The following is a 25,670-nucleotide window of genomic DNA, read 5'->3' on the forward strand; positions in this document are numbered from 1 at the left end:
GTTCAGTCGATGTAGGAGACGAACCGGCGTTTCAGCCAGGGTTTATTGATGACGTTGCTGTATGCCCATTCCGCCAGCGTCCCGACAGCATCCTTCTGAAAGACCTCCATATACATGCCGAGACTCGAACAGAACTTGGATTTGAAGAAGTTTAGATCCGGTGTGTTCGCTCCGATGTTCTCCAGGTACGAGTAGCCTTCGGCCTTTGCACGCTGGATCAGGAGCCACTGGAGATACTCGTTCCCGGCATGAGCCCCTTCGAACCGCGGCGTCCCGATCCAGAGCAGGAACCGCTTGTACTCCTGCGTGGCGACGGCTCCCGTGAGGGCGCCTTCCCGGTCGTAGAGGTAATAGGCCGCGAGATTCTCCGGGTACGCCCGGAAGAGCTCCTTGAAGTAGCGCCGGCTGATCATCGGGATCTTCATCTCCGGCTGACTGAACCGCTCGGCGAGCGACGCATACAGCGCTGAAACATCGGCGCTTCGCACGAGATCCATCCCGGCCTTCTCGGCCTTCCGGAGCTTGTTGCGAAGTTTGTAGTGAAAATCGCTCCAGATCGTCTCGGCCGGCCGCGAGATGTCGACAACGTAGGTGTAGTGAATCTTCGGGTCGTATCCGCGCCAGAGGAACTGCCTGACGTCGGTGAGGCCGGGGACGAGGGTCAGGGAGAAGTAGTGCGGCGAGATAGCATCGATCTCCGCGGAGAGATCCCCCGCGATGAGATCCATGATCTCCTCCTTCTTGCCCAGTTTCAGCGTATCGAATGACTTCGCCGGGACGAATCCCTGGTAGGGGACGACCGCCTGCATGGGCGGCGGAGAGAAGAGCATCTTCACGCCATGTGTGCTCTTTACGTAGAGCGGAGCGAGGCAGACCAGTTCCTCCCCCTTGTAGATCCCGTAGGGGAGGAGCCGGTAGCCTGCGTGCTCTGCGGTGATCGTTATGTAGTCCCACCTGTGGAAAAGCAAACCATACGTGCTTGCATCTACGAAAGAATCCCACAATTCCCGGTCTTTGATGATCTCGAGCACCATAGAGCCTGCCATCCGGCGATCGGCCATGCCGAACCGCGCCTGCTACTGGATACCTCAAACGGGATATTTATATCTTTCCCGGGCACTGCCGGGAGCGATGGCCTGAAGGTTTTTCGACCGGCCGGGAAGCCCCGCTGCCCCGGGAGAGCACTCTCCGGTTCGGTTGATGGAAAGGACAGACCTCTTCTCGATCAGCGGTGCAAGGCCGATCGTATACGGGTAGTCAGTCGCGATCCGGTAGCCATCCCGGGTGAACCGGCGGATATCGTGAAAGCCCGGGACGAGCGTCATCGAGAGATAGTTCGGCGCGAGACCCCGGATCGCCTTCCCGGAGCCCGTCGACAACCGCCTGCAGAAGAGGGACAGACCGCGAGCAGTTCTCCACCCCTGGAAATGCCGCAGGGAAGAAACGTATCCCCGGTATGCTGCCCTGTGCCGTGAGGCACCGGGACGGCGGTAAACCCTAAACCCTGCCGGTCGCCATCATCAACCGTTTCACAAAGGAGCGATATGCCCACTCGGAGAACGCACCGAGGCCGTCTTTCTTCTCGACCTCAAAGTACATCGTGAGATCGGGGTTGAACTTCGATTTGAAGAAGGCCAGATCGGGGTTGTTCGCACCCATATTCTCGAACGTCCGGTAGCCCTCGGCACGTGCACGCTCTATCAGGAGCCACTGGAGATACTCGTTCCCCGCGTGAGCGTTCTCAAGCCTCGGCGTCCCGATCCAGAGCAGGAACCGCTTGTACTCCTGGGCGGCCACCACGGCCGCGACCTCGTCCTCCGCATCGTAAAGGGTGTAGATCCCGATCCGGTCCGGATAGGCACGCACGAGATCTTCGAGGTAGTCGTGCTTGATCGGCGGGATGTCGAGCGACGGGTCACGGAAACGCTCGGAGATGAGCGCATAAAGCGTGGAGATATCGCCGGACCTCTCCAGCCGGAGACCCGCTTTCGACTCCTTCTTCAGTTTGTTGCGGAGTTTATAGTGGAGGTTGTTCCAGATCTCCTCGAGTGGCCGCTCCAGGTCGATGGTGTAGGTGTACCTGACCCGTGCATCGCACCGGTCCCAGAGGTAGTGGCGTATATCGTCGAATCCCGGGACAAAAGCGATCGAGAGGTAGTTCGGCGATATCTCCTGGAGTTCCCGGCGAACCTCACCTGCGATCAGCGCGAGAAGGGATTCTTTCTTGCTCCGTTTGAGCGATCCGAACTTCCCGCTCATCACGCACCCGAGGTGGGGGATCACCGTGAGGGGCGGGGGTGAGAAGACGGCGTTGATCCCATGCATCCGCTTCCAGAAGAGTGGGAATACGCAGAGCGGTTCGTCGCCGTGATAGATCGCGTACGGAAGAAGCGTGCTATTCGTATGATTTGCCGTCAGGTGCAGGTAGTCCCACCTGTGAAAGAGAAGGCCCGATGGGCTCTCGTCGATGAAGGTATCCCATGTATCTCTGTCCTCGACCCTGATCGCTGTCATCCCTTCCGTCACTCCGGTGCTGTCATGCAGTCTGCGGCTCGGTGACCTCTAATCATCTCCCGGACTCATATAAACCTTTCCAAGGCTCTGCCGGATCGCGCAGCCGGTTGCCGCGAGGCCGGGCACAGCAACCCCGCCCGGTCGGCGAGCCCGGCCTCGCAGGCAGGAATCATTATATACCGGAGCACGTGAGGTAGGGGCATGGTCGCACTCCGCCTCCTCGCCATGGACGATGTTTCGTTCCGCTCGTGGGAAGGCAACGGTTCCGATGCATACGGCGACATCTGGGTGCTCATCCCGGAAAACAGCCTTTTTCCGGAGTTCCTGAAGCATTTTTCTCGTGCATCCGGCCGGGATCTGATCTCAATACCCTACTCTGAGAACTTCTTCTGAACGCTCCCGGTCTCCGGGCATGCCGGTCGCCTTCACCGTGCTGCCGGTGTGATCCAACCGTACCGGGAGCAAAACGTTTAATGCCGAGTATAGATATGAGCACTTCGATGGGTGTGCGGATGAACTATCGGGGGTTGCGGCCTCTCCGGCTTGAAAATTCTGTGACGGCGAGGGCACTCCGGATCCTCCCCGCATACTCTGCATACATAAAGACCTACACCCTCCTCCGGGAGTCCCGGAGATGGAGCCGGGAAGAACACGCGGCCCACCAGGCCCGGGCGCTCTCGCGCCTGCTCGACCACGCCTACGAGAACGTTCCCTATTACCGCCGGGTCTTTCAGGAGCGCGGTCTCGTCCCGGAGGACATCCAAAGCCCGGATGATCTCGGACTCCTCCCGTTCCTGACCCGTGAAGACCTCCAGACCAACCTCCCCGACTTAAAAGCCCGGAACTACCCCGACTCTGCGTTCGAGTACGTCACTACCGGCGGCTCCACCGGGATCCCGGTCGGCTTCTACTACGAGAAAGGCGTCTCCCGCGCCCGGGAATGGGCGTTCATGAAGACCCAGTGGGACCGCGTCGGCTACCGGTTCACCGACCGCTGCGTCGTCCTCCGGGGCTACACCATCGAGTCCGCCCGAGACGGTGTCTACTGGAAGAAGACCCTCTGCGGCCGGTGGCTGCTGATGTCCTCCCACCACATGACCGAGGAGACGCTGCCCGCCTACATCGACCGGATCAAGAGGTTCAAACCCCGGTTCATCCAGGCGTACCCCTCGGTGGCGACGATACTCGCCCGCTACATGCGGGAGCACGGCATCGAGCCGTTCCCGACCGTCAAAGCCATCCTCTGCGGGTCGGAGAACCTCTACCCCTGGCAGCGCGACCTGCTTACCGAGGTCTTCGGCTGCCGCGTCTTCTCCTGGTACGGCAACTCCGAGCAGACAGTGCTTGCCGGCGAGTGCGAGGAGAGCACCCACTACCACATCTTCCCCGAATACGGGATCGTCGAACTGATCGGGCGGAACGGACAGCCCGTCCAGGACCCGGGAGCCATGGGGGAGGTGGTCACGACCAGCCTCATAAACCCCATCTGCCCCCTCATCCGCTACCGCACCATGGACGTCGCGGTTCGCGGGACGGACTCCTGCACCTGCGACCGTGCCTACCCGCTCCTCGAGCGGGTCGAGGGGAGGCTCCAGGAGTTCATCGTGACGAAGAACCGCCGGTTCATATCGATGACCGCGGTGAACATGCACTCCGACATCTTCGACAACGTTGCACAGTTCCAGTTCCACCAGGAGAAGGAAGGCGAGGCCCTGCTTCGAATCGTGAAAAAAACCGGATACGGCGACCGCGACACGGAACGCATTCTCCGGGAGCTCGACAGAAAATTCGACGGCGACGTGGATGTGACCATCCGCTTCGTCGATGAGATTCCCCGCACCCAGCGCGGTAAATACCAGTTCTTGACACAGGAACTCCCGCTGGATCAGTGGGGCATTTCGGTGTGAGAACCATGCAAAAACTCAGGCTAATTGCAGTAGGAGACATATGGGTTCGGACGGCGAACCATCGATACCCGTTCGGGGAGGTCGGCCATCTTCTCGAGGGCAAGGACGTCCTCTTCGGGAACCTGGAGACCACCCTCTCGGATACGGGCGAGCCGGCAGAGAAGCACCACGTGATCTTCACATGTCCGGATGCGGCCCGGTACCTGAAGGAGGCGGGGTTCGACGTCATGAGCGTTGCAAACAACCACTCCGGCGACCTCGGGCCCCAGGGGTTCAAGAACACCCTGAGCGCACTCGAACGACGGGGGATTCTCGCCGTCGGCGGATCGGCGACCGAAGACCGGCAGGGGCCGGTCATCCTCGAGAGGAACGGCGTCTCGATCGGGTTTGCGGGCTATACGATCGGCAAACTCGCCATCTCGCGCGAGGTCTCGGTCAACCGGCTGGTCGAGGAGGATGTCCTCAAGGATATCGCCTCCCTCAAAGGCCGGTGCGACCATATCGCCGTCTCGCTGCACTGGGGAACGGAGATGGCCTACTACCCGTCTCCCGAGCAGATCGACCTCGCGCACCGGTTCATCGATGCAGGGGCCACCCTGATCCTCGGGCACCACCCCCATACCATGCAGGCGATCGAACGCTACCACGGCGGGCTCATCGCCTACTCGCTCGGCATGTTCCAGTTCGAGCCGCGCTGGCCCCACAACATCTCGCGGGAGGCGATCATGCTCTCGGTCGACCTGCAGAAGAACGGCGTCGTCGGGGCGCATGAGACGGTGCCGCTCATCATCGACGACGATTACATACCCCGTCCGGCGGAAGGGGCGATGGCCGAGGAGATCCAGAACTTCCTATCCGAGATCTCGCGGCCGGTCGCCGAGGGGAGGCTCACCAGGAGCAGGTGGTTTGAGGAGATCGCGCCGGTCTACATGAAGATGAACCTCGAGAGTTACCGCTACCGGATACGCCGCAAAGGCCTCTTCCCGCTCCTGGAGATGGGGGCCTGGTTCTTCACGCCGTTCTGCCTGAAATGCTGCGCCGGCCTCGTCCGGCGGTTATTTCGCCCGGAACTTGCGCGCAGGAGGCGCGCCCCGGGACAGAACGCCGGGAACTGAGCGAAGGTGAATACGGGGGCGCAGAGGAGTCCGGTTTAACCGGACACCGCCCCGGGCCTTTTCTTCACCGCATCCCTCATTGCAGCCGGCCGTTTCCGGGGAAGACCATCGGGCGCCCGGCGCCCGGATCGCAAAACCCTCATTACAATTGATGACAGATATAAACGCGAGGAGTGTAACCAATTTGTCAGCGATTCCAAAGGAAGAGTATCTCTATAAGTGCACGTCCGCCTGCGCGGGGTGCAGCTCTTCCCTATGTCTGCGTTACGTGCTCAAAGCCGCCGGATCCGACTCCGTCCTGGTCGTACCCGCCTGCTGCACCAGCGTCATCCAGGGGATCTACCCCGGCACCGCGATGAACGTCCCCGTCTACAACGTGGCGTTTGCTGCAGCTGCGGCCTGCGCATCCGGCATGAGCGAGGCGTTTGCGGCAATGGGGAGAGAGACCAACGTCATCGTCTACGCGGGCGACGGTGGAACGGTCGATATCGGGATTCAGGCCCTCTCCGGAGCTTTCGAGCGCGGCACCAATTTCCTGTACATCTGCTACGACAACGAGGCATACGGCAACACCGGCATGCAGCGGTCGGGTTCGACACCGCTCGGGGCGCGCACCACCACGACTCCCGGCGGCAAGCCCACGACCAAGAAAGACCTCGACAGGATCGTCGAGGCGCACAACCCGCCCTACATGGCGACCGCCTGCAGCGCCTACCCCCTCGATCTCTACAAGAAGGTCGAGAAGGCGCTCTCGATCGAGGGGCCCAAGTTCATCCACATCCTCGCACCGTGCCCGCCGGGGTGGCGCTACCCCACGGAGAAGACGGTCGAGATGGGGAAACTCGCCGTGAAGACCGGGACATGGATCCTCTACGAGCGCGAGTTCGGGAAACTCTCGATCAGCGGCCCGTCGAAGGCTGCCATGAAGCGGCCCGCCCTGCTTGAGGACTACATCAAGGGCCAGGGCCGGTTCAAGAACGTGAGCCCCGAGACCCTCGATCTGATGCGCCAGCAGGTGCAGCAGAACATCCAGCGGCTCGCCCGCGAGGAGGCAGGCGTATGCTGACGATCGCGACCGGCAACAGGGCGGTGGCCGACGCGGTGAAGGCCGCGAAACCCGGCGTCATCGCCGCATACCCGATCACCCCCCAGACCGAGATCGTTGAGCAGATCGCCGAGTACGTTACCGCCGGCGACCTTTCAAGCCGCTACATCCCGGTGGAGAGCGAGCACTCGGCGATGGCGGCCTGCATCGGGGCGAGCGTCGGGGGCGTTCGGACGTTCACGGCGACGAGTTCCCACGGCCTCCTCTACATGCACGAGATGGTTCACTGGGCCGCGGGCGCGCGTCTCCCCATTGTGATGGCGAACGTCAACCGCGCCCTCGGGCCCGGGTGGAACACCTGGGCGGAGCATACCGACGCCTTCTCCCAGCGCGACACGGGCTGGCTCCAGGTCTTCGTCGGCACCGTCCAGGAGGCCTACGACGCCACCCTGATGGCGTTCAAGATCGCCGAGGACGAGAGGGTTCTTCTCCCGGTGATGGTCAACCTGGACGGGTTCACGCTCAGCCACATCACGCAGTCGCTCGATACGGTGGAGATCGGCGACTTCCTGCCGCCCTTCCATCTCCCGCACGCCATCGACACGGCAAACCCCCTCGGCTACGGCCCCATGACCGGCCCGGCCGACCACTTCCGGTTCCGGTGGGACATTGAGCGGTCGATGCGCGACTCCCGGGGCGTTATCACGGAGGTCGAGCACGAGTTTGCTGAGCGGTTCGGCCGCTCTTACGGCCCCACCGAGGACTACCGGTGCGAGGATGCCGACGTCGTCGTCGTCGCGATGGGAACCCTCGGCAAAGAGGCGGAGGTGGCGATCGACCGTCTCCGCGACGAGGGGATCAAAGCAGGATCCATGCGCCTGCGCTGGTTCCGCCCCTTCCCCGACCTCGATCTTGCCGGGCGGGAGGTCGTCGTCATCGACCGCGACTACTCCTTCGGCTTCGGCGGCGTGGTGGCGCACTCGATCAAATCGAAGACCGGCATCCAGCCCTACAGCGTCATCGCCGGCCTCGGCGGCCAGGAAGTCACCTACAACGATATCGCAGACTTTGTTCGGAACCGGCATCCCGGCGAGGAGATGTGGTTCGGGGTGAACGACCATGTATGAGATCAGGATCCACTCCCGGGGCGGGCAGGGCGGCGTCACCGCCGCGAAACTCCTCGCTCTCGCGGCATTCAGGGACGGCAGGCACGCAACCGCCTGCCCGTTCTACGGGGCGGAGCGGCGCGGGGCGCCGGTCGTCTCGTTCGTCAGGATCGACGACGAACCGATCAAGGTATACAGCCAGATCCACGAGCCGGATCTCGTGATAGTCCTCGATACGAGCATCATGGACGTGGTGGACGTCCTGGACGGCCTCAAGGCCGACGGGACGGTTCTCTTGAACAGCGCCCATCAGGTTGCCGGGTACAACGGAACCTGCCGTCACGTCGACCTGACGGGGATCGCGCTCGCGCAGAACCTGGTGGTCGCGGGAAGCCCGATCCTGAACACCCCGGTGCTCGGGGCGCTCGCGAAGATGGGGATCGTCACCCTCCCCTCGGCGGAGCAGGCGATCCGCGAGATGTTTGCCGACGAACGGAACGTAAAGGCTGCCAGAGCGGCATACGAGGAGCTGAAGGTATGAGAGAGAGACTTGCGCTCAGCAGGCCGAAAGAGGCCGCGTCGGGGAAGACCGGGACGTGGCGGACGTTCCGGCCCGTCGTAGACAGGGAGACGTGCAACGCCTGCGGGCTCTGTGCCCAGTACTGCCCGGACGGGGTCATCGACGAGGAACTGAACATCGACCTCGACTACTGCAAGGGGTGCGGCATCTGCGCGAACGAGTGCCCCAAAGGGGCGATCGCTATGGTGCGGGAGGAGCGCTGACCTCCTCGTCGATAGGACACCGTGCCATATACTCCAGGTTGAACCGGTAGAAGTGGGTGTAATTGCAGTTGCGGCACCGGGTCGTGAACTGGTTGCACCCGATCGCGAGGGCGTGCGGGCCCGTGACCCCACAATTTTTGCATCGCCCGTCGTCCTCGAACGTCCAGAGATCGTAACGCCCGATCGGGGTGCAGGTTCCGACCGCCCCGGTGTTCTCGAACCGCGGAATGAATATCCGGGTCGCTCCGCAGGCTGAGCAGATCACCTGAGCCTGCGCGGAGACCGCTTTTACGATCTGGTCGGCCTCCTCCCCGCAGTGGTAGCAGCGGGTGCGATTCCGGGTGAAGATGAACCGCTCGCTCATGCATCCTACTTGAGGAGCGCAAGATAAAACCTCCGCTCCGGGGTACGGCCGCCCCCGCTCCGGGACGGCAGGTCGGTGTCGCGTTCGGGCCGGGTCACGGGGAGAGGGAAACGTTAAATAGCACACCCGTACCTCTGTTGCCGAATAGGAGGTTATGAGATGGCAGCGTTGAGAGTTGCACCCTATGTCTGCGCTTACTCGGATGAGAACGAAGAGAACTTGCACATCGAGATAGAGCTACCCGGGGTCGATAAGAAGGACATCACGTTCAAGATGCAGGAGACCAGTTTTTCCATCGATGCGACCCGCGGTGACGTCCGCTACGTCGGCACCTATGCGATCGGATGCCCGGTCGACACCAGCGGGGCGAAGGCGACATTCCGAAACGGCCTCCTCGCCGTGGATGTCCCCTACGTGCAGCCGGCCGCGGAGGAGACAAAGGAGATCCCCATCGCGGAGTGAGGGGCGCACTATTTTTTACCGCCGGTGCTCTCCGCCCCGGTAGCGGGAGAGAGGTGTCTGCACCCCGTGGCCCCTACGTCCGCCGGGAGGAGTCACCTTTATTAGCCTGCATCCGCACGTCAGGGATATGAACCCGGCACGCGGATACGACCCGGAAGCACCGGAAGCATCGGTGCGGGAACGATCACCACCGAACCGGCTGGCGAGCGAACAGAGTCCGTACCTGCTCCAGCACGCCCATAACCCCGTTGACTGGTACCCCTGGGGCGAGGAGGCCTTTCTTCGGGCGCGGGAGGAGGGGAGACCGATATTCCTCTCCATCGGCTACTCGGCCTGCCACTGGTGCCACGTCATGGAGGAGGAGTCGTTTGCCGACCCGCAGGTCGCGAAACTCTTAAACGATGTCTTCGTCTGCATCAAGGTGGATCGCGAGGAGCGGCCGGATATCGACCAGGTCTACATGGCGGCCGCCCACGCCCTGACCGGGACAGGAGGATGGCCGCTCACCATCTTCATGACCGCCGATAAAAAACCCTTCTTTGCCGCGAGTTACATCCCGAAAGAGAGCCGCTACGGGATGACCGGCCTTTTAGACCTCGTCCCCCGGATCAGCAAGGTCTGGCAGACCCAGCGGCAGGAGCTCGAGAACGCCGGCGACCAGGTGCTGGAGGCGCTGCAGAGCGCGGCGAAGACCCCGCCCAAGGAGGGCGAACTCGGCGAGGCGGCCCTCGACGATGCCTATAACACCTTCTTCCGGGTCTTCGACGGGGAGAACGGGGGGTTCGGGGACGCGCCCAAGTTCCCTACCCCGCACAACCTCATCTTCCTGCTCCGGTACGGGAACCGGACCGGGAAGGAGCCGGCATACACGATGGTCGAGAAGACGCTGCACGCCATGCGCCGGGGCGGGATCTTCGACCAGGTCGGCTATGGGTTCCATCGTTACTCGACGGACGCGGAGTGGTTCGTTCCGCACTTCGAGAAGATGCTCTACGACCAGGCGCTCCTCGTCATGGCGTATACGGAGGCTTACCTCGCGACGGGGAGGGAAGAGTTCGCGAGAACCGCACGGGAGACGATCGCCTACGTCCTGCGCGACATGACCGATCCGGATGGAGGCTTCTACTCGGCGGAGGATGCCGACAGCGAGGGCGAGGAGGGGAAGTTCTACCTCTGGACGAAGGATGAGATCCTCGGCGTCCTCGGGGAAGAGGACGGCGAACGGTTCTCCCGGATCTTCAACGTCATGGAGCCCGGGAACTACCGGGAGCAGCCCGGCGGGAGGAGAACCGGCAAAAACATCCTTCGCCTGCGCCGGCCCCTCGCATCCTGGGCGCACGAGTTCGCAACCTCGGAGGAGGATCTGGCGTGGTTCGTGGAGGAGGGCCGGCAGAAACTCCTTGCGGCCCGCGACCGGCGTGTCCGCCCGGGCAAGGACGACAAGATCCTCACCGACTGGAACGGCCTCATGATCGCCGCCCTCGCGAAAGCCGCCCGGGCCTTCGACGAACCGGACTACCTGGCGGCAGCGGAGAGAGCGGCCGCGTTCGTCCTCACGCATCTTCGCCGGCAGGACGGACGGCTCCTCCATCGCTATCGGGGCGGCGAGGCCGCCCTCGCGGCAACCCTCGACGACTACGCGTTCATGCTGTGGGCGCTCATCGAGGTCTACGAGGCGTCGTTCGCCCCCCGCCACCTCAAGACCGCCGTCGACCTCTCCCGGGATCTCATCGCCCGCTACTGGGACTGCAACGAAGGAGGGTTCTTCTTCGTGCCGGACGATGCGGACGTCCCCGTCCGCCAGAAACCGGTCTACGACGGGGCGATCCCTTCCGGAAACAGCGCCGCCATGTACGCCCTCTTCATCCTCGGCCGGATGACGGCGAACCTCGAACTCGAGGAGACGGCGGAGCGCATACGCCGCGTCTTTGCCGGAACCGTCAGCGAGTCTCCCACCGCCTGCTCCCACTTCCTGACCGGCCTCGAGTTCATGCTGGGGCCGAACTTCGAGGTGATCATATCCGGCGTTCCGGGGGCGGAGGATACGAAAGCGCTGATCGACGCCATCCGTTCGCACTACGCACCCGACGCCATCGTCATCTTCCGCCCTTCCAACGAAGAGGAACCGGAGATCGTGAGAGTTGCCGGGTTTACCCGGGATGTCGTGACGATCGAGGAGAAGGCGACGGCATACGTCTGCACCAACTACGCCTGCGACATCCCGACGACCGATCCCGGCGAGATGGTGCAGCTCGTGAGAACGACGGGACGGTCGCCGGAACCGATCGTCTGATGCAGGGGGAGACCATGAACGGGCGAAACGGGGTCGATATGGAGCGGGTGAAGACCCTCAAAGCAGTGATGCAGGAGAACCCGGCGGCGGGCAGAAGAACCCTCTCCGGTATCACGAGCTGGAATGGCGGCGCCCATTCCACCACGATCGTCCGGAACTTCGCCGTCCCGGCCGACGAACCGGCAGTCCTCGGCGGAACCGGCCGTGGAGCAAGCCCGACGGAACTGATGCTCACGGCGCTCTCCGCCTGCATCACGATCGGTATCGCCTATAGCGCGGCGGAAGACGGGATCGAGGTCGATTCAATCGAGATCGATGTTGCGGGCGACCTCGATCTCAGGGGGTTCCTCAACATCGGCGATCTCCGACCGGGACTCGCGGAGATCCGTCTGGCCGTCCGGGTGGATGCCGACGCGCCGCAGGAGTTGATCGAGGAACTCGTCGACCGCGGCTACCGGCGATCGCCGGTCGCGGCCTCGCTTGAAGGCAGGGTGCCGGTCAGGGTCTGCATCGGGCGGGAGGAAGCGACCCTCTCCGAACCGCGATCCGGGGCCTGATCGCCTCCCGACCCCGCCTCTACGGCGCCGGAGAGGTGGACAGCGGTTTCTTCTCGTCCTTGAGGAGCGGGTAGTTCGCCGCGTTCCACCCGAACGTACCGCCGAGCAGGTTTATGACGTTTCTAAACCCGTAATTCTCGAGGATGCTCGCCGCAAGACTCCCCTTGTACCCGGCGTCGCAATGGACGACGATCTGCTTATCCTCCGGGATCTCCTCGATATGCTCCTCGAGATGCCCGACATAGATGTGGTGCGAACCCTGGATGTAGCCATCCCTCTCCCGGTGATTGACGTTCCTGACGTCGAGCACCCAGACGGACGGGTCGTCCAGGTTCTCGGCGAGATCGGGAGGAGACCAGGTACCGGAGCGCCCGACGATCTCCCCCTGCTTGAACCAGGCCGCAAACCCGCCGGCGAGGTATCCGGCGATGTTGTCGTAGCCGAGCCGGACAAAGTGGCGCACCACGTGATCCAGGTCCAGGTTGAAGTCGTCCACGAGGACGATCGGGTCCTCGTAGTTCAGGTAGTAGCCCATGTAGAGCGGAAGACCCTCCCGCCAGATGCTGAGCGCCCCGGGGATGTGCCCGCCGGCGAAACTCGTCGGGGACCGAATATCGACGATCTGTGCGCCTCGGTCCATCAATGAGCGGATCTCCCGGGCGGAGTATGCCTGCAGGTGCGGCAGGTTGTAGATCAGGGGCGGCCCTTCCCGGTTGAGTTTACGCATCATCCCGAAATACTGCGGCTCGTAGAGCCGCTCGTTCACCTTCTGCTCGACGAACTCTCCCTTCGAGAGGGAGAGCAGCCCGTTCGCCGCCTTCTCGAAACCGATGGTCGTGTACTCCCGGTCGCCGATGTTCCCGCCGCAGACGGATCCCGCGCCGTGGGCGGGGCAGACGATCGTGCTGTCGGGGAGCGGGAGGATCTTCTGGTGCAGGCTCGCATACAACATCTCGGACATCTCCCGCCGCTTATCCTCGCCGGCAAGATCGGTTCTCCCCACATCCCCGGCAAAGAGCGCATCGCCGGTAAAGATCATCAGGGGTTTGTCGGAGACCGATCGGTCGCGGAGCAGGAGCGATATGCTCTCTACGGTATGGCCGGGCGTCTCCAGAACCTCGAGCTCGAGCGAACCGATCGAGAACGTCTCCCCTTCCCGGACGCCGGTGCCGAACCCGAACTCCTCCCGGGCGCCGTGCAGGATCTCCGCCCCGGTCGGGCGAGCGAGCTCACGGGAGCCGATGACGTAATCCTCGTTCTTATGGGTCTCAAAAATCTTCGTGATCTTCATGCCCTCGCGCCCGGCGATGGCCGCGTAGACCAGGCAGTCGCGCCTCGGATCGATGACCGCCGCCTCCCCGCCCGCCCCGACGATGTATGAGTTGTGAGCAAGGAGATCGGACTTAATCTTCTCAAACAGCATCCGTATTCATCTCCCGGGTGGTGGAACCCGTTCCGATAAGCCGGGATACGGGGCGGTTGTATAAAAGGTTTCCGGGAGATACGGGGAGAGAGCGGGCGCTGTCTGCCGGCGAACGGGGAGCGCAGCCCGTTCACTCCTGTCGGGCTCCCCTGACCTCAAGGATACTGCCCACCGCCTTGAACGCGTCCTCAAGCTCCGAGAAGTTCGGGATCCGGGAGGCCCGCAGGATGCGCAGACCGCTCCTGATGCTGTCGCCGCCGAGCATGCAGCCCACCACCATCTTCTCCGTGTTCCGGGAGAACCGGACGATCTCGTTCGCGACGTGCGCCGGATCGACGAGTGTGGTCGGCACGGCGATCACGAACGCGATATCCCAGAACTCCTGGTGGCGTATCAGCATGTCGAAGAGAGCGGCGAACCGGGTGGCGTCGGCATCGCCGAGGATGTCCATGGGGTTTGAGTGGTTCCAGAACGGCGGGAGGAATGCATTGAGCTCGCGGAGCACCTCGTCGGGGAGGTCGACCATATCGACCCCGTAGGCCTCGGCGTAGTCGGAGGCGAGGACGGCGAAACCTCCCGCACTGGTGACGGCGATCGCGCGACTCCCCTTCGGGTAGCCCTCGGAGGCCAGGAGTTCCGCGAGGTTGAAGGCGTCCCGCAGGCTCCGGGCCACAATCACCCCCGCCTGCCTGAACGCCGCGACGTAGACCTCGTAGCTTCCGGCAAGCGACCCGGTGTGGGAGGACGCCGCGGCCTTCCCCTTCCGGGACGAACCGGACTTCACCGCCACCACCGGCTTTCTTCCGGCGACCTCGCCGACGATCTGCATGAACCCGTGTCCGTCCTGGATCTCCTCGATGTACAGGGTGACCGATCGGGTCATGGTGTCCTGCTCGGCGAACCGAAGAAAATGCTCGAACCCGAGATCCGCCTGGTTGCCGACGCTGATGACGGTCGAGAACCCGAACTCCTCGGGGAGGCTCCAGTCGACGACGGTGGTGATGATCGCGCCGCTCTGGGAGATGAAGGCGACGTCTCCCGCTCTCGGCGAGACGGGGTCGAACGTGGCATTGATCCCCATATGAGGCATCATGATCCCGAGACAGTTCGGGCCGATGATCCTGATGGAGTGCCGCTTTGCGATCGCCGTGACCTTCTCTTCGAGCGCTGTGCCTTCCCCGCCGGTCTCGCGGAACCCGGCGGTGACGATGATCGCGAGACGGACGCCTTTCTCCCCGCACTCCTCCATCACCTCCGGGACGATGCGGGCGGGCACGGCGACGACCGCCCAGTCGACCGGGCCCGGGATATCAAGAACGGAGGGGTAGGTCTTTCGTCCGAAGAGCTCCGTTCGGGACGGGTTGACCGGGTAGAGGTTTCCGGGGAACGAGAGCAGGTTCCGGAGCACCGAGTAGCCCACCTTGTTCGGGCTTCCGGAGGCGCCGATCACGGCGATGGATTCCGGGTAGAAGAGATCCGGGGGCGCCCGGACCCTGAGCCGGGCAGCCGCGCCCCCGGCGGTATCCCCGACGATGATCCGTGCATCGACGACGCTGACCCCTTTCTCGTAGACGATCACCGGGTTCAGGTCGAACTCCCTGATACGGGGATCCGCGACGAAGGCCTGTGCCATCGCGGCGATGATGCGGACGAGCGCCTCCTCATCCTTCGGGGGCTCTCCACGGTATCCCCGGATGAGCCGGTAGCCCTCGATCTCGCGGATCATCGTGCGGATCTCGCCGTCGGTGACGGGCAGCACCCGGACGGAGACATCCGCGAGAAGTTCCACCAGTTTCCCCCCGAGACCGAACGTGATCACCTTCCCAAACGACGGATCGGTCTTTCCGCCGATCAGCACCTCGAGCCCCGCGGTCATCTCCTTCTCGACGATGATCCCGGTGATCGGCGCCTCCGGGGCACGGGCGGCTGCGTTCCGCATGATCGTCCCAAACGCCTCTTCGGCCCCTTCAGGGCTCTCGATCCCGGTGATGACTCCGCCGACATCGCTTTTGTGAACGATCTCCGGGGAGACGACCTTCATGACGACGGGGTAGCCTATTCGCCCGGCGGCCGCCCGTGCCTCCCCGGCGCTGGTAGCAAGGTGATGGGGGGGCACCGGTATCCCGCATGACTCGAGCAGGTGGTAGCCCTCAGATTCGGTTAACATCCTCTCCGGCATGGGTATTCCTCGCGGTAGGCCGATCCTGCCAGGCATGCCCGGCGTCCTGTTGCACCGGTTGGTCGGGTCTTCCATAATAATTATCCGTCCCGGGAGGGGAGAGCAGGATCTCACGGGAGAAAACGACGGAAGACGCGTTTAACCTGCCCGATGCCGTGAGAAGGCAACTGCCGGTCAGACCCGCCCCCAAACCCGCCGGGATCTGCGATCCATCACTCCGAACTATTGCAAATATATTCACACCCAATAATCAAAATTTAGAAAGACATAATAATGATTGCTACTACGATCCCTGATCGTATGCACCACTCAAGATACACCGGATTGCTCACGGCCGCGGTCGTTGCGGCCGTCGTTCTTACCATGCTCGCCGCCGGGTGCACCGGCACCGGGATCGCACGGGGCGGTTCCGACCAGACCGCCATGATCACCGACGGGTTCGGCAGAACCGTCACCATCCCGTCGCCGCCGGAGAGTGTCGTCTGCTCGGGTTCCGGGTGCCTCCGCTACCTCGTCTACCTGCAGAGCCAGAACCTCGCCGTCGGCGTCGATGACATCGAGAAGGAGGGGCGGGCAATCGAAGGCCGGCCTTACGCCCTCGCCTACGGGTCGCAGTTCAAGAATCTCCCCCTGATCGGTGAGTTCCGCGGCAAGGACGACCCCGAGAAGATCCTCGGGATCGGTCCTGCAGTCATCCTCAAGACCGGCTCCACCGGAACGGCATACGCGACCAGTGCCGACGATGCCGACAAACTCGAGGCGAAGACCGGCATCCCGGTCGTGGCCTTCCCCTACGGCTCGCTCAGAAACGACGCCGAAAAAGCCGAGATGTACACCGGGCTCCGCACGATGGGCGAGGTGCTCGGGAAACAGGACCGGGCCGAAGAGGTGATCGCCTACATCGAGGCGACGATCGCCGACCTTGAAGCCCGGACCGCCGACATCCCCCAGAACGAACAGAAGACGGCCTACATCGGCGGCGTCTCCTCGGCAGGCGCCCACGGCATCATCTCGACCGAACCCGCCTACCCGCCATTCCTCTGGATCAACGCAAAGAACGCCGCGGCCGGACTCGGCACCGCCCACGCCGACGTCGCGAAAGAGGCGCTCGTCGACTGGGACCCCGGGTACATCTTCATCGATGTCGGCACGATCCAGATGGAGAGCGACGGGGCGATCGGGGAACTGAAGAGCGACCCCGCGCTCCAGGGGCTCTCCGCCGTGAAGGAAAGCCGGGTCTACGGCGTTCTCCCGTACAACTTCTACAACACGAACTACGGGACCGTGCTCGCCGACGCCTACTTCATCGGCAAGACCCTGTATCCCGACCGGTTTGCCGACATCGACCCGGAGGAGAAGGCGGACGAGATCTACACCTTCTTCATCGGGAAACCAGTCTTCGGCGACCTGAACGGCCAGTACAGAAACCTCGGCTTTGTGGAGATCCCGCTGTAACCCGGGATCGAACACGCCCGGTGGAAGAGAAAAAACGCGTGTGCAGCAGATAGAAACTCACTTCTTTTCCCCCGGCCGGAGCCCGGGGCATGGGATTCTCCTCCCACGCTCCGGGCATGCAGACCGGAGGGAGAACTGCACCCATTCGGCTGATTGTCGGTGCACGTATTACGAATCAAAATTAAGTCACACCCGATAGAGGGTATTTCGATAACTATAATACACAATGTTACTACTACAGATATTAGTATGCCGCCGTTCCGATACAGAGGAGTCCTCGTGGCCGCAGTGCTTGCGGCCCTCGTTCTTGTCATGCTTGCCGCAGGATGCACCGGCACCGAATCCGTCCAGGGCGGCACCGGCGAGACCGTCACGATCACCGACGGATTCGGCCGGTCGGTCGCCGTCCCCTCGCCCCCGGAGAGCGTCGTCTGCTCGGGCTCCGGATGCCTCCGCTACCTCGTCTACCTGCAGAGCCAGGATCTCGCCGCAGGCGTCGACGACCAGGAGAAGAGAGATCAGGTGATGGAAGGCCGTCCCTACGCCCTCGCCTACGGGGCGCAGTTCAAGGATCTCCCCCTGATCGGTGAGTTCCGCGGCAAGGACGACCCGGAGAAGATCCTCGGGATCGGTCCCGCGGTCATCTTCAAGACCGGCTCCACCGGAACGGCGTACAGCACCAGCGGCCCCGAGGCCGATAAACTCGAGGCAAGAACCGGCATCCCGGTCGTGGCCTTCCCCTACGGATCGCTCAGAAACGACGCCGAACAGGCCGAGATGTATGCCGGGCTTCGCACGATGAGCGAGGTGCTCGAGAAAGAGGATCGAGCCGAAGAGGTGATCGCCTACATCGAGGCGACGATCGCCGACCTCGAAGCCCGGACGGCCGACATCCCCGAGAGCGAACAGAAGACGGCCTACATCGGCGGCGTCTCCTCGGCGGGTGCCCACGGCATCATCTCCACCGAGCCCGCCTACCCGCCGTTCACCTGGGTGAACGCAAAGAACCCCGCCGCAGGACTCGGCACCGCGCATGCCGATGTCGCGAAGGAGGCGCTCGTCGACTGGGATCCGGAGTACATCTTCGTCGACCTCGGGACGACCCAGCTCGAGAACGACGGCGCGATCGGGGAACTGAAGAACGATCCCGCACTCCAGGGGCTCACTGCCGCAAAGGAAGGCAGGGTCTACGGCGTCCTCCCGTACAACTTCTACAACGTGAACTACGAGACCATCCTTGCCGACGCCTACTTCGTCGGCAAGACCCTCTACCCCGACCGGTTCGCCGACATCGATCCCGAGGAGAAGGCGGACGAGATCTACACGTTCTTCGTCGGCAAACCGGTCTTTTGCGAGCACAACAATGAGTACCGGAACCTCGGGTTTCGGGAGATCCCGCTCTGATGTCGGACCTTTACAGGAGGAGATAACGAGATGCACTTTGCAGACGGGGCCATCCCCGCCGACTATATGGGCTATGTCCGCCGAAAGCACATCTGGATACTCGGGGGCGTGGTTCTCCTCGTTCTCCTCCTGATCGTATCCATATCGGTCGGTGCGGTGAGCATCCCCCCGTACGAGGTCTTCCTCTCCATCGTGAACGGTATCGTCGACCGGATTAACCTGCTCCTCCATCCCGGCACCACCCTCTCCGTCTCCAGCACCGACAGGATCGTCTGGAACATCCGTCTCCCGCAGGCGCTTGCCGCGGTCGTCGCCGGGGTAGGGCTCTCGGTGGCAGGCGTCGCCATGCAGTCGATCCTTCGTAACCCGCTCGGCTCGCCGTTCACGCTCGGCATCTCGAACGCCGGGGCATTCGGGGCGGCCGTCTCGGTCATCGTCCTCGGCACCGGACAGATGCATTCCTCGGTCGCCGACGCCGTCACCTTAAACAACCCCTACGTGACGACGCTGGTGGCGTTCATCTTCTGTCTCCTTGCGACGGCCGTGATCCTCCTCATATCCCGGATACGCGGGGCGTCGCCCGAGGTGATGGTGCTCGCCGGCGTCGCCCTCTCCTCGCTCTTCACGGCGGGGACGATGTTTCTGCAGTACTTCGCCGACGACACCCAGCTCGCCGCCGTCGTCTTCTGGACGTTCGGCGACGTCGGCCGGGCGGGCTGGCAGGAACTCGGGATCATGGCCTTCGTCACGATAGCGGCCTTGCTCTACTTCATCGCGAACCGCTGGAACTACAACGCGATCGACGCCGGCGACGAGACCGCAAAGGGCCTCGGCGTCAGCGTCGAGAGGGTTCGCGACGTCGGGATGGTCGTCGCGGCGCTCGTATCCGCCGTGATCGTCTCGTTCCTCGGGGTCATCGGCTTCGTCGGGCTCGTCTGCCCGCACATGGTGAGGAGGCTCATCGGCGACGACCAGCGCTTCCTGATCCCGGGTTCATGCGTCATGGGGGGGATCCTCCTTCTCGCCTCGGACACGGTCGCCAGGATCATCGTGGCTCCCTACATCCTCCCGGTAGCCGTGCTCACGGCATTTTTAGGCGCACCGGTCTTCATCTACCTGCTCTTACGGGGGTACCGGCGATGATCCTCGACGTCGACGGCGTGGCGTTCAATTACCGGAGCGCTCCGGTCATCCGGGATATCACGTTCGACCTCTCGCCGCACCAGATTCTCGCGATCCTGGGGCCGAACGGTGTCGGGAAGACGACGCTCTTGAAGTGCATGAACGCAATCCTGCGGCCGAAGGCCGGATCCGTCCTCATCGAGGGGGCGGACCTCCTCACCGCAGACAGAATGGAGATCGCCCGGAAGGTAGGCTACGTCCCGCAGCGGTGCGAAGCCGGCCGGATGACCGTCTTCGACGCCGTCCTCCTCGGCCGCCGGCCGCATATCGGGTGGGACGTGACGGATAAGGATATCCGGATCGTCGAGGCGGCAGTCCGGATGCTCCACCTCGAAGACCTGGCGCTGCGCTACATCGACGAGATGAGCGGCGGGGAACTCCAGAAGGTGAGCATCGCGAGAGCGCTCGTGCAGGAACCCCGGGTGCTCCTCCTCGACGAACCGACGAGCAGCCTCGACCTCAAGAACCAGATCGAGATCCTCGGGCTCGTCAGGCATGTGACGGCGGAGCACGACGTCGCCGCGGTGATGACGATGCACGACCTGAACATGGCGCTCCGCTACGCCGACCGGTTCATTCTCTTAAAAGACGGCGTCATCCATGCCGCAGGGGGCCCCGACGTGGTGACGCCGGAGATCATCGAGGCGGTCTACGGCGTCCCGGTGACGGTCGAACGCTACAACGGGTTCCGCTTCGTCGTGCCCCTGGAACCGGAAACCGCCTGAGAGCCCGGGGGCGCCTCTCCGGGGTAACGTATAAGCCCGTCGTCACCGATATGCCCGGCCGGGGGCATATGGTGCTCGAGACGTTCGTCGGGATCACCGGGACAGTTCTTGGGGTGTTCGGGGCGCTCTTCATCGTCTATGGAGCGGCGATCGCGATCGTCGAACTCCTGGCGCGTGAGATGCGCATCCAGAAGCGGAGTTACCGCGACATCCGGTGGGTCTTCACGACGCGTATCCTGATCGGCCTCGAGTTCTTCGTTGCCGCCGACGTCATCAAGACGATCCTCGAACCGACGTTCCAGGACCTGATCATCCTCGGGTCGCTCGTCACGATCAGGACGGTCGTGAGTTACTTCCTCGGAAAAGAGGTGAGCGAACTCCCGGAGGCACGAAAGATGTAGCGATAGGCGGGGCTCACGCGCTCTCCGGGTTCCGACGCGCCTTCAGGTGCTCGTGCGCCCCCTCGACGACCCGTCTTGAGTTCGCGAAGGTGATCGTCTGCAGCGCCTCGGCGTAGGGGAGCCACCGGTAGTCGATATGCTCGTCCGAGAGCGTCACCTTCTCCTCCGGCGTCTCGATCAGGTAGTAGACGACCTCCTTGTAGACCGTATGCGCCCGGCGCTGGAAGAAGTAATGAACCTCCTCGCGGAACCCGGGAACGAACTCTGCGCGGGTTATCCCGGTCTCCTCCTCAAGTTCGCGGAGCACCGTCTCCTCTTCGCTCTCGCCGCGTATGCCGTGCCCCTTCACCAGATCCCAGTGACCGGCACCATACTGCAGGATGAGGTACTGGAGATCCGCATCCCCTCGGACGACGACTGCCCCGCATGAACGCTCTTTTGCCATAATATCTTCAATCCTGTCTCGTGGAATCTCCGGCCGCCGCGAGTTCGCGCCCGATGATCCGGAAGTCCTCTTCCAGGGCCTCCCGGTATCGGGGGTTGTAGAGCGCGGCGGCGGGGTGGAGGGTGGGGATGAGGCGGACCGGATGGTCGAAGAGGACGCCGGGGTAGACCGTCCCCCGGATCTCCGTGATCCGGTCGAACTCGACCGGCAGGAAGGAGAGGATATACCTGCTCGAGTGCCGGCCGAGCATCACGATCACCTTCGGCCCGATGATCCGGATCTGCTCCTCGAGGTACGGGGTGCAGGCCCGGATCTCCTCGTCCCGGGGGTCGCGGTTCCCGGGCGGCCGGTGCTTGACGATGTTCGCGATGAAGACGTCGTCGCGCGATAAGCCGATACCCGATAGGAGGCCTTCGAGGAGTTTTCCCGCCCGGCCGACGAACGGTCTCCCGGTGAGGTCTTCCTGCTTTCCCGGCGCTTCGCCGATGAGCATGAGGTCGGCTCCGGGGTTCCCATCACCCGGAACCGCATGATGCGTGTTCTCCCAGAGGGGGCATTTCCGGCATTCGCCGATGACGGCGGCAAGGTTCTCTATCGCCGCCTCCCCCCTCGCATCCTGTAGCATGCCCACACTATTGAGGATAACTCGTATAACCTTCTTATGCATTGTGTTTTGGCGCCGGACCTTATCTTGCCCACGACGGAACGGCCTGCGAGGAGGCGGGAGGGGGCGGCGGCAGGGATGTGATCGAGCACGGCACCACCAGGCCGGAGAGCCGTCATACAGGCCTGGGACGATCCGGAACTGTGAAACACTACCATGCCGCGCGGCCCCGACTAGCAGCCTGTTACGGTAGATTTCAGGTAAGGATTCTACCCGGCAGTCTCAACGTGTAGACGTGTGAGACAGAAATCGTTTATAGAGGAACGCCGAGTCTCAATCATGACGTACAGCCTCCGACAGCCGTCCCCGCACGGATCGGGTACTACCGGCAGGCGGAGACCGGCCAGAACCCCTCATGGGCACGACTCCACGCCCGCGGAGAGAGCCGGATGAGACAGAACTCCGTTCTCCTTGTTGCACTGCTGCTCCTGGCGCTCGGGGCAGGATGCACCAGCACACCGGAAAACGTCACCCCCGCCCCGGTCCTCCATTACGAGCAGGGAGACACCTCGATCCCGATCAACGTCTCCGAGATCCCGGTGAGAAGGTTCGATGTCAACGCAACAGAGGTGATCGGGATTGTCCTCGCCGACCAGCGGGCCGGGATCCTGCTTGAGGGCGGCTGGAAGATCGCTTCGATCCGGGCGGGCTTTGAGGAGGAGGACCCGAACCGGGAGCACATCGACGTGGAGTTCAGGAACGATGAACTGTCGCTGTCGTTCTTCATCGAAGTGGACGAACGGGAGAGGCAGACCGGCAGAGGGCGTTGCAGCGCCACGATCTGGATGGGACACCCGTGGACATCGGAACCCTTCCCCGAGGAGGAGGACTACTACCAGACGGGAGACCCGCACAGGGACCAACTCTATGTCCTCGATCATCACAACGAGAGGCTGGTGATGGTCTATAATGAAACAACGATCTTCTACCTCTACCCCTCGTATGGGGATGTGACTAAATGGATGGGGGATTGAAGCGAAACCGGCGCACCTCTCCCCTCTCATACAGGGCAGAGCGGCGTAAATGCACAGGAAAGCGCGATCAGAAAAAATGTGGATAAAACCACAGGAGGAAAACAAGATGGACAAAAATACAGGAAGGCGCCCCCCCTGCTTCGGGCTATGTTACCGGCAGACGCAAGCCATACCTCTCCTTTCCCTTGTGCTGCTGCTCCTGGCGTTCGGGGCCGGGTGTACCGACTCCCCGGAGACGAACACAACGGAAAACGTTACCTCTCCCCCGGTCCTCCACTACGAGCGAGGGGATGTCTCGATCCCCATCAACACCTCCGAGATTCCGGTGAGGGGTTTCGACGCCAACGCAACAGAGGTGATCGAGATCCTCCTCGCCGACCAGCGAGCCGGGGCCCTGCTTGAAAACGGGTGGAAGATCGCTTCAATCAGGACGAACTTTGAGGGGGTCTACTCGGTCGACCCGGCCAGGACGTATGTCGACGTTGAGTTCCGGGGCGATGAACAGTCACCGTCGTTCTTCATCGAAGTGGACGACCAGGAGGGGCACACGGGAAGAGGTTTCTGCAACGTCCCACGCTGGCGCGGGGGGCCGTTTGCAGGTCCACGTCCCGAGGACTACCACAAAGACGAGGCGGTGAGAGATGGCACAAACTGGTGGTATGTTTACGATCACCACAACGACAGGGTGGCAATGGTCTATAATGGAACGACGATCATCTACCTCTACCCATCGTACGGGACACAGTGGTACGAAACCGTAGGGAAAACAGGCGACACGCGCCATCTGGGGGCATTGTAATGTTCCGGAATGGACAGAGGGGCGCGACAATCATCTATCTCTACCCCTCATACGGGAGAGAGTGGTATGAAAGCGTGGAGGCGTCAGGATGAAGCGAATCTTCATTCTCTCCCTTGCGCTGCTGCTCCTGGCGTTCGGGGCCGGATGCATCGGCTCCCCGGAGATGAATGCAACGGAGAACGTCACCCCCGCCCCGGTCCTCCACTACGAGCAGGGGGATGTCTCGATCCCGATCAACACTTCCGAGATCCCGGTGAGAAGGTTTGATGTCAACGTCACGGAGGTGATCGAGATCGTTCTTGCCGACCAGCGGGCCGGGGCTCTGCTTGAGGGCGGGTGGAAGATCGCCTCGGTCCGGACAGGCTTTGATTACGACTTGAGGACGCATGTCGACGTAGAGTTCCGAAGCGACGAGCCGTCACCGTCGTTCTTCATTGAAGTGGACGAACAGGAGGGGCAGACCGGCTGGGGACGCTGCAACGTCCCACGCTGGCTTGGGGGGCCGTTTGCAGGCCCCTATCCTGAAGACTACCACCAGAACCGGACATTCTACCACACCTATGTCTTCGATCACCACAACGATCGGGTGACGATGGTCTACAACGATACGACGATCTTCTACCTCTACCCCTCATACGGGAGAGAGTGGTATGAAAGGGTGGAGGTGTCAGGATGAAGCAGGTCTTCATTCTCTCCCTTGTGCTGCTGCTTCTGGCGTTCGGGGCCGGTTGCATCGACTTTCCGGAGACGAACACCACGAAAACTGCCGCGTCGACCCCGATCCTTCACTACGAGCGGGGGAACATCTTAATCCCGATCAATACTTCCGAGATCCCGGTGAGAACGTTCGATGTCAACGCGACAGAGGTGATCGAGATCGTCCTTGCCGACCCGCGGGCCGGGATTCTGCTTGAGGGGGGCTGGAAGATCACTTCGATCCGGACGGGCTTTGAGGAGGAGGACCCGAACCGGGAGCACATCGACGTGGAGTTCAGGAACGATGAACTGTCACTCTCGTTCTTCATCGAAGTGGACGAACGGGAGAGGCAAACCGGCAGAGGGCGTTGCAGCGCCACGATCTGGAGGGGACACCCGTGGACATCGGAACCCTTCCCTGAAGAGGAGGACTATCACCAGGCAGTAAACCCGTATATGGGCCTGTTTGTGGTCGTCGATCATCACAACGAGCGGGTGATGATGGCCTATGACGACACGACGATCTTCTACCTCTACCCATCATACGGGGATGTAACTGAATGGGAGTGATCGAAGCGGAACCGGCGCCCCTCTCACACGGAACAGGGCGATATGAAAGCGTAGGGGAGGGCGATCCGGGAAAATACAGGTTGCCGGAACGATCATGGAACCACCAATAGGAGGGAAGCAAAATGAACCAAAAAGCGGGAAGGCAGGCGCAAGCCGTACCTGCAACCGGCGGGAGCAATTACGTGAAGCAGATCGCCATTCTCTCCCTTGCGCTGCTGCTCCTGGGCGCGCTGTCTCTCCTGCACGGATCTGGCCCTGCGGCCAGTCGCACTACGCTCCTCCCACCAGATGGTGCTCAAACTCCGGCCGCTCGTAGTCGCACCTCTGGTGCTCTTGCTCCGCTCCTGCGGAGCATCGCACTCCACCCCCGCCCGTCGTTCGTCGCCACTCGCGCCTTACGGTGCTTCGGCTCCTGCTCGAAGACGCTTCCGCGTCTTCTCAAGCTCCTGCCGTTCCGGCAGTCGCACCCTTCGGCCAGTCGACCACTCGCACCTGCGGTGCTCGGGCTCCGCTCCTCACGGAGCGTCGCCAATTTAATACCCCCAGAGATGAACACTATATAGAATTTCCCGGCGACTTCACCGCCCGGTCTCGCCGGAGCGGCGCC

At 62.7% G+C, this 25,670-nt stretch carries 27 protein-coding genes; 19 read left to right on the forward strand and 8 right to left on the reverse strand.

Features of this window, described 5'->3' with window-relative positions:
* Nucleotides 1-2: 2 nt before the first annotated feature.
* From MCUHO_RS08895 to MCUHO_RS08905, 3 genes are all read right to left on the reverse strand, one after another.
* The gene (locus MCUHO_RS08895; protein ID WP_235808229.1) at nucleotides 3-1,061 is read right to left on the reverse strand and encodes a GNAT family N-acetyltransferase; all 1,059 of its coding nucleotides are present in this window, start codon (nucleotides 1,059-1,061) and stop codon (nucleotides 3-5) included.
* A gap of 27 nt (nucleotides 1,062-1,088) precedes the next feature.
* Nucleotides 1,089-1,379, reverse strand: coding sequence for a hypothetical protein (locus MCUHO_RS08900; RefSeq protein ID WP_067077083.1), 291 nt, complete (start codon nucleotides 1,377-1,379; stop codon nucleotides 1,089-1,091).
* Nucleotides 1,380-1,497: 118 nt separating this feature from the next.
* Nucleotides 1,498-2,514: a GNAT family N-acetyltransferase gene (locus MCUHO_RS08905; RefSeq protein WP_067077086.1), complete on the reverse strand. Its 1,017-nt coding sequence runs from the start codon at nucleotides 2,512-2,514 to the stop codon at nucleotides 1,498-1,500.
* Nucleotides 2,515-2,715: 201 nt separating this feature from the next.
* Between MCUHO_RS08905 and MCUHO_RS08910 the strand changes: the two genes are divergently transcribed.
* The 7 genes from MCUHO_RS08910 (at nucleotide 2,716) to MCUHO_RS08940 (ending at nucleotide 8,470) form a co-directional block, all read left to right on the forward strand.
* Nucleotides 2,716-2,907, forward strand: coding sequence for a hypothetical protein (locus tag MCUHO_RS08910; protein ID WP_067077090.1), 192 nt, complete (start codon nucleotides 2,716-2,718; stop codon nucleotides 2,905-2,907).
* Nucleotides 2,908-3,068: 161 nt separating this feature from the next.
* Nucleotides 3,069-4,421: a phenylacetate--CoA ligase family protein gene (locus tag MCUHO_RS08915; RefSeq protein WP_235808230.1), complete on the forward strand. Its 1,353-nt coding sequence runs from the start codon at nucleotides 3,069-3,071 to the stop codon at nucleotides 4,419-4,421.
* 5 nt (nucleotides 4,422-4,426) lie between these two features.
* Nucleotides 4,427-5,536 (forward strand): CapA family protein, encoded by a 1,110-nt coding sequence (locus MCUHO_RS08920; RefSeq protein ID WP_067078796.1) that lies wholly within the window; start codon nucleotides 4,427-4,429, stop codon nucleotides 5,534-5,536.
* A gap of 151 nt (nucleotides 5,537-5,687) precedes the next feature.
* Nucleotides 5,688-6,602 (forward strand): thiamine pyrophosphate-dependent enzyme, encoded by a 915-nt coding sequence (locus MCUHO_RS08925; RefSeq protein ID WP_067077095.1) that lies wholly within the window; start codon nucleotides 5,688-5,690, stop codon nucleotides 6,600-6,602.
* Nucleotides 6,596-7,708, forward strand: a complete 1,113-nt coding sequence (locus MCUHO_RS08930; RefSeq protein WP_067077099.1) for a transketolase C-terminal domain-containing protein — start codon at nucleotides 6,596-6,598, stop codon at nucleotides 7,706-7,708. The genes MCUHO_RS08925 and MCUHO_RS08930 overlap by 7 nt, the downstream gene beginning before the upstream one ends.
* Nucleotides 7,701-8,228, forward strand: coding sequence for a 2-oxoacid:acceptor oxidoreductase family protein (locus tag MCUHO_RS08935; RefSeq protein ID WP_067077104.1), 528 nt, complete (start codon nucleotides 7,701-7,703; stop codon nucleotides 8,226-8,228). Before MCUHO_RS08930 ends, MCUHO_RS08935 begins: the two co-directional genes overlap by 8 nt.
* Nucleotides 8,225-8,470 carry a 4Fe-4S binding protein gene (locus MCUHO_RS08940; protein WP_067077107.1) on the forward strand — a complete coding sequence of 82 codons (246 nt, stop codon included), beginning with the start codon at nucleotides 8,225-8,227 and terminating at the stop codon, nucleotides 8,468-8,470. Before MCUHO_RS08935 ends, MCUHO_RS08940 begins: the two co-directional genes overlap by 4 nt.
* On the opposite strand, the gene MCUHO_RS08945 is transcribed toward MCUHO_RS08940, so the two are convergent.
* Nucleotides 8,448-8,834: a hypothetical protein gene (locus MCUHO_RS08945; protein WP_067077110.1), complete on the reverse strand. Its 387-nt coding sequence runs from the start codon at nucleotides 8,832-8,834 to the stop codon at nucleotides 8,448-8,450. The two genes, MCUHO_RS08940 and MCUHO_RS08945, sit on opposite strands and share 23 nt — an antisense overlap.
* Before the next feature lie 159 nt (nucleotides 8,835-8,993).
* On the opposite strand from MCUHO_RS08945, the gene MCUHO_RS08950 reads away from it, so the two are divergent.
* The 3 genes from MCUHO_RS08950 (at nucleotide 8,994) to MCUHO_RS08960 (ending at nucleotide 12,146) form a co-directional block, all read left to right on the forward strand.
* On the forward strand, nucleotides 8,994-9,296 hold the full coding sequence (locus tag MCUHO_RS08950; RefSeq protein WP_067077114.1) for an Hsp20/alpha crystallin family protein: 303 nt from the start codon (nucleotides 8,994-8,996) through the stop codon (nucleotides 9,294-9,296).
* Nucleotides 9,297-9,423: 127 nt separating this feature from the next.
* Nucleotides 9,424-11,589, forward strand: a complete 2,166-nt coding sequence (locus MCUHO_RS08955) for a thioredoxin domain-containing protein (RefSeq protein WP_084385981.1) — start codon at nucleotides 9,424-9,426, stop codon at nucleotides 11,587-11,589.
* Between the two features lie 14 nt (nucleotides 11,590-11,603).
* The gene (locus MCUHO_RS08960; RefSeq protein ID WP_067078802.1) at nucleotides 11,604-12,146 is read left to right on the forward strand and encodes an OsmC family protein; all 543 of its coding nucleotides are present in this window, start codon (nucleotides 11,604-11,606) and stop codon (nucleotides 12,144-12,146) included.
* A gap of 19 nt (nucleotides 12,147-12,165) precedes the next feature.
* On the opposite strand, the gene MCUHO_RS08965 is transcribed toward MCUHO_RS08960, so the two are convergent.
* Nucleotides 12,166-13,569 (reverse strand): MBL fold metallo-hydrolase, encoded by a 1,404-nt coding sequence (locus tag MCUHO_RS08965; protein ID WP_067077118.1) that lies wholly within the window; start codon nucleotides 13,567-13,569, stop codon nucleotides 12,166-12,168.
* 130 nt (nucleotides 13,570-13,699) lie between these two features.
* Nucleotides 13,700-15,736 carry an acetate--CoA ligase family protein gene (locus MCUHO_RS08970; protein WP_328585633.1) on the reverse strand — a complete coding sequence of 679 codons (2,037 nt, stop codon included), beginning with the start codon at nucleotides 15,734-15,736 and terminating at the stop codon, nucleotides 13,700-13,702.
* A 312-nt stretch (nucleotides 15,737-16,048) separates the two neighbouring features.
* On the opposite strand from MCUHO_RS08970, the gene MCUHO_RS08975 reads away from it, so the two are divergent.
* From MCUHO_RS08975 to MCUHO_RS08995, 5 genes are all read left to right on the forward strand, one after another.
* The gene (locus MCUHO_RS08975; protein ID WP_067077126.1) at nucleotides 16,049-17,203 is read left to right on the forward strand and encodes an iron ABC transporter substrate-binding protein; all 1,155 of its coding nucleotides are present in this window, start codon (nucleotides 16,049-16,051) and stop codon (nucleotides 17,201-17,203) included.
* A 249-nt stretch (nucleotides 17,204-17,452) separates the two neighbouring features.
* On the forward strand, nucleotides 17,453-18,607 hold the full coding sequence (locus MCUHO_RS08980; protein ID WP_067077130.1) for an iron ABC transporter substrate-binding protein: 1,155 nt from the start codon (nucleotides 17,453-17,455) through the stop codon (nucleotides 18,605-18,607).
* Between the two features lie 30 nt (nucleotides 18,608-18,637).
* The gene (locus tag MCUHO_RS08985) at nucleotides 18,638-19,750 is read left to right on the forward strand and encodes a FecCD family ABC transporter permease (protein WP_067077134.1); all 1,113 of its coding nucleotides are present in this window, start codon (nucleotides 18,638-18,640) and stop codon (nucleotides 19,748-19,750) included.
* Entirely contained in the window at nucleotides 19,747-20,514 is a 768-nt protein-coding gene (locus tag MCUHO_RS08990) for an ABC transporter ATP-binding protein (RefSeq protein WP_067077137.1), read from the forward strand. The genes MCUHO_RS08985 and MCUHO_RS08990 overlap by 4 nt, the downstream gene beginning before the upstream one ends.
* 68 nt (nucleotides 20,515-20,582) lie before the next feature.
* Nucleotides 20,583-20,915, forward strand: a complete 333-nt coding sequence (locus tag MCUHO_RS08995) for a DUF1622 domain-containing protein (protein WP_067078804.1) — start codon at nucleotides 20,583-20,585, stop codon at nucleotides 20,913-20,915.
* Between the two features lie 13 nt (nucleotides 20,916-20,928).
* On the opposite strand, the gene MCUHO_RS09000 is transcribed toward MCUHO_RS08995, so the two are convergent.
* Both MCUHO_RS09000 and udg read right to left on the reverse strand, forming a co-directional pair.
* The gene (locus tag MCUHO_RS09000; RefSeq protein ID WP_067077140.1) at nucleotides 20,929-21,360 is read right to left on the reverse strand and encodes a bis(5'-nucleosyl)-tetraphosphatase; all 432 of its coding nucleotides are present in this window, start codon (nucleotides 21,358-21,360) and stop codon (nucleotides 20,929-20,931) included.
* A gap of 7 nt (nucleotides 21,361-21,367) precedes the next feature.
* Complete coding sequence (gene udg, locus MCUHO_RS09005; RefSeq protein WP_067077143.1) at nucleotides 21,368-21,985, reverse strand: type-4 uracil-DNA glycosylase; 618 nt, start codon at nucleotides 21,983-21,985, stop codon at nucleotides 21,368-21,370.
* Between the two features lie 428 nt (nucleotides 21,986-22,413).
* Here udg and MCUHO_RS09010 point away from each other — a divergent pair, with 428 nt between their 5' ends.
* The 4 genes from MCUHO_RS09010 (at nucleotide 22,414) to MCUHO_RS09025 (ending at nucleotide 25,063) form a co-directional block, all read left to right on the forward strand.
* Entirely contained in the window at nucleotides 22,414-22,998 is a 585-nt protein-coding gene (locus MCUHO_RS09010) for a hypothetical protein (RefSeq protein ID WP_067077146.1), read from the forward strand.
* A gap of 106 nt (nucleotides 22,999-23,104) precedes the next feature.
* The gene (locus tag MCUHO_RS09015; protein ID WP_084386020.1) at nucleotides 23,105-23,797 is read left to right on the forward strand and encodes a hypothetical protein; all 693 of its coding nucleotides are present in this window, start codon (nucleotides 23,105-23,107) and stop codon (nucleotides 23,795-23,797) included.
* Between the two features lie 88 nt (nucleotides 23,798-23,885).
* Nucleotides 23,886-24,473: a hypothetical protein gene (locus tag MCUHO_RS09020; RefSeq protein WP_011845170.1), complete on the forward strand. Its 588-nt coding sequence runs from the start codon at nucleotides 23,886-23,888 to the stop codon at nucleotides 24,471-24,473.
* On the forward strand, nucleotides 24,470-25,063 hold the full coding sequence (locus tag MCUHO_RS09025; RefSeq protein WP_067077152.1) for a hypothetical protein: 594 nt from the start codon (nucleotides 24,470-24,472) through the stop codon (nucleotides 25,061-25,063). Before MCUHO_RS09020 ends, MCUHO_RS09025 begins: the two co-directional genes overlap by 4 nt.
* The last annotated feature ends 607 nt before the right edge of the window (nucleotides 25,064-25,670 follow it).

Source organism: Methanoculleus horonobensis (assembly GCF_001602375.1).
GTDB classification, from domain to species: Archaea; Halobacteriota; Methanomicrobia; order Methanomicrobiales; family Methanoculleaceae; genus Methanoculleus; species Methanoculleus horonobensis.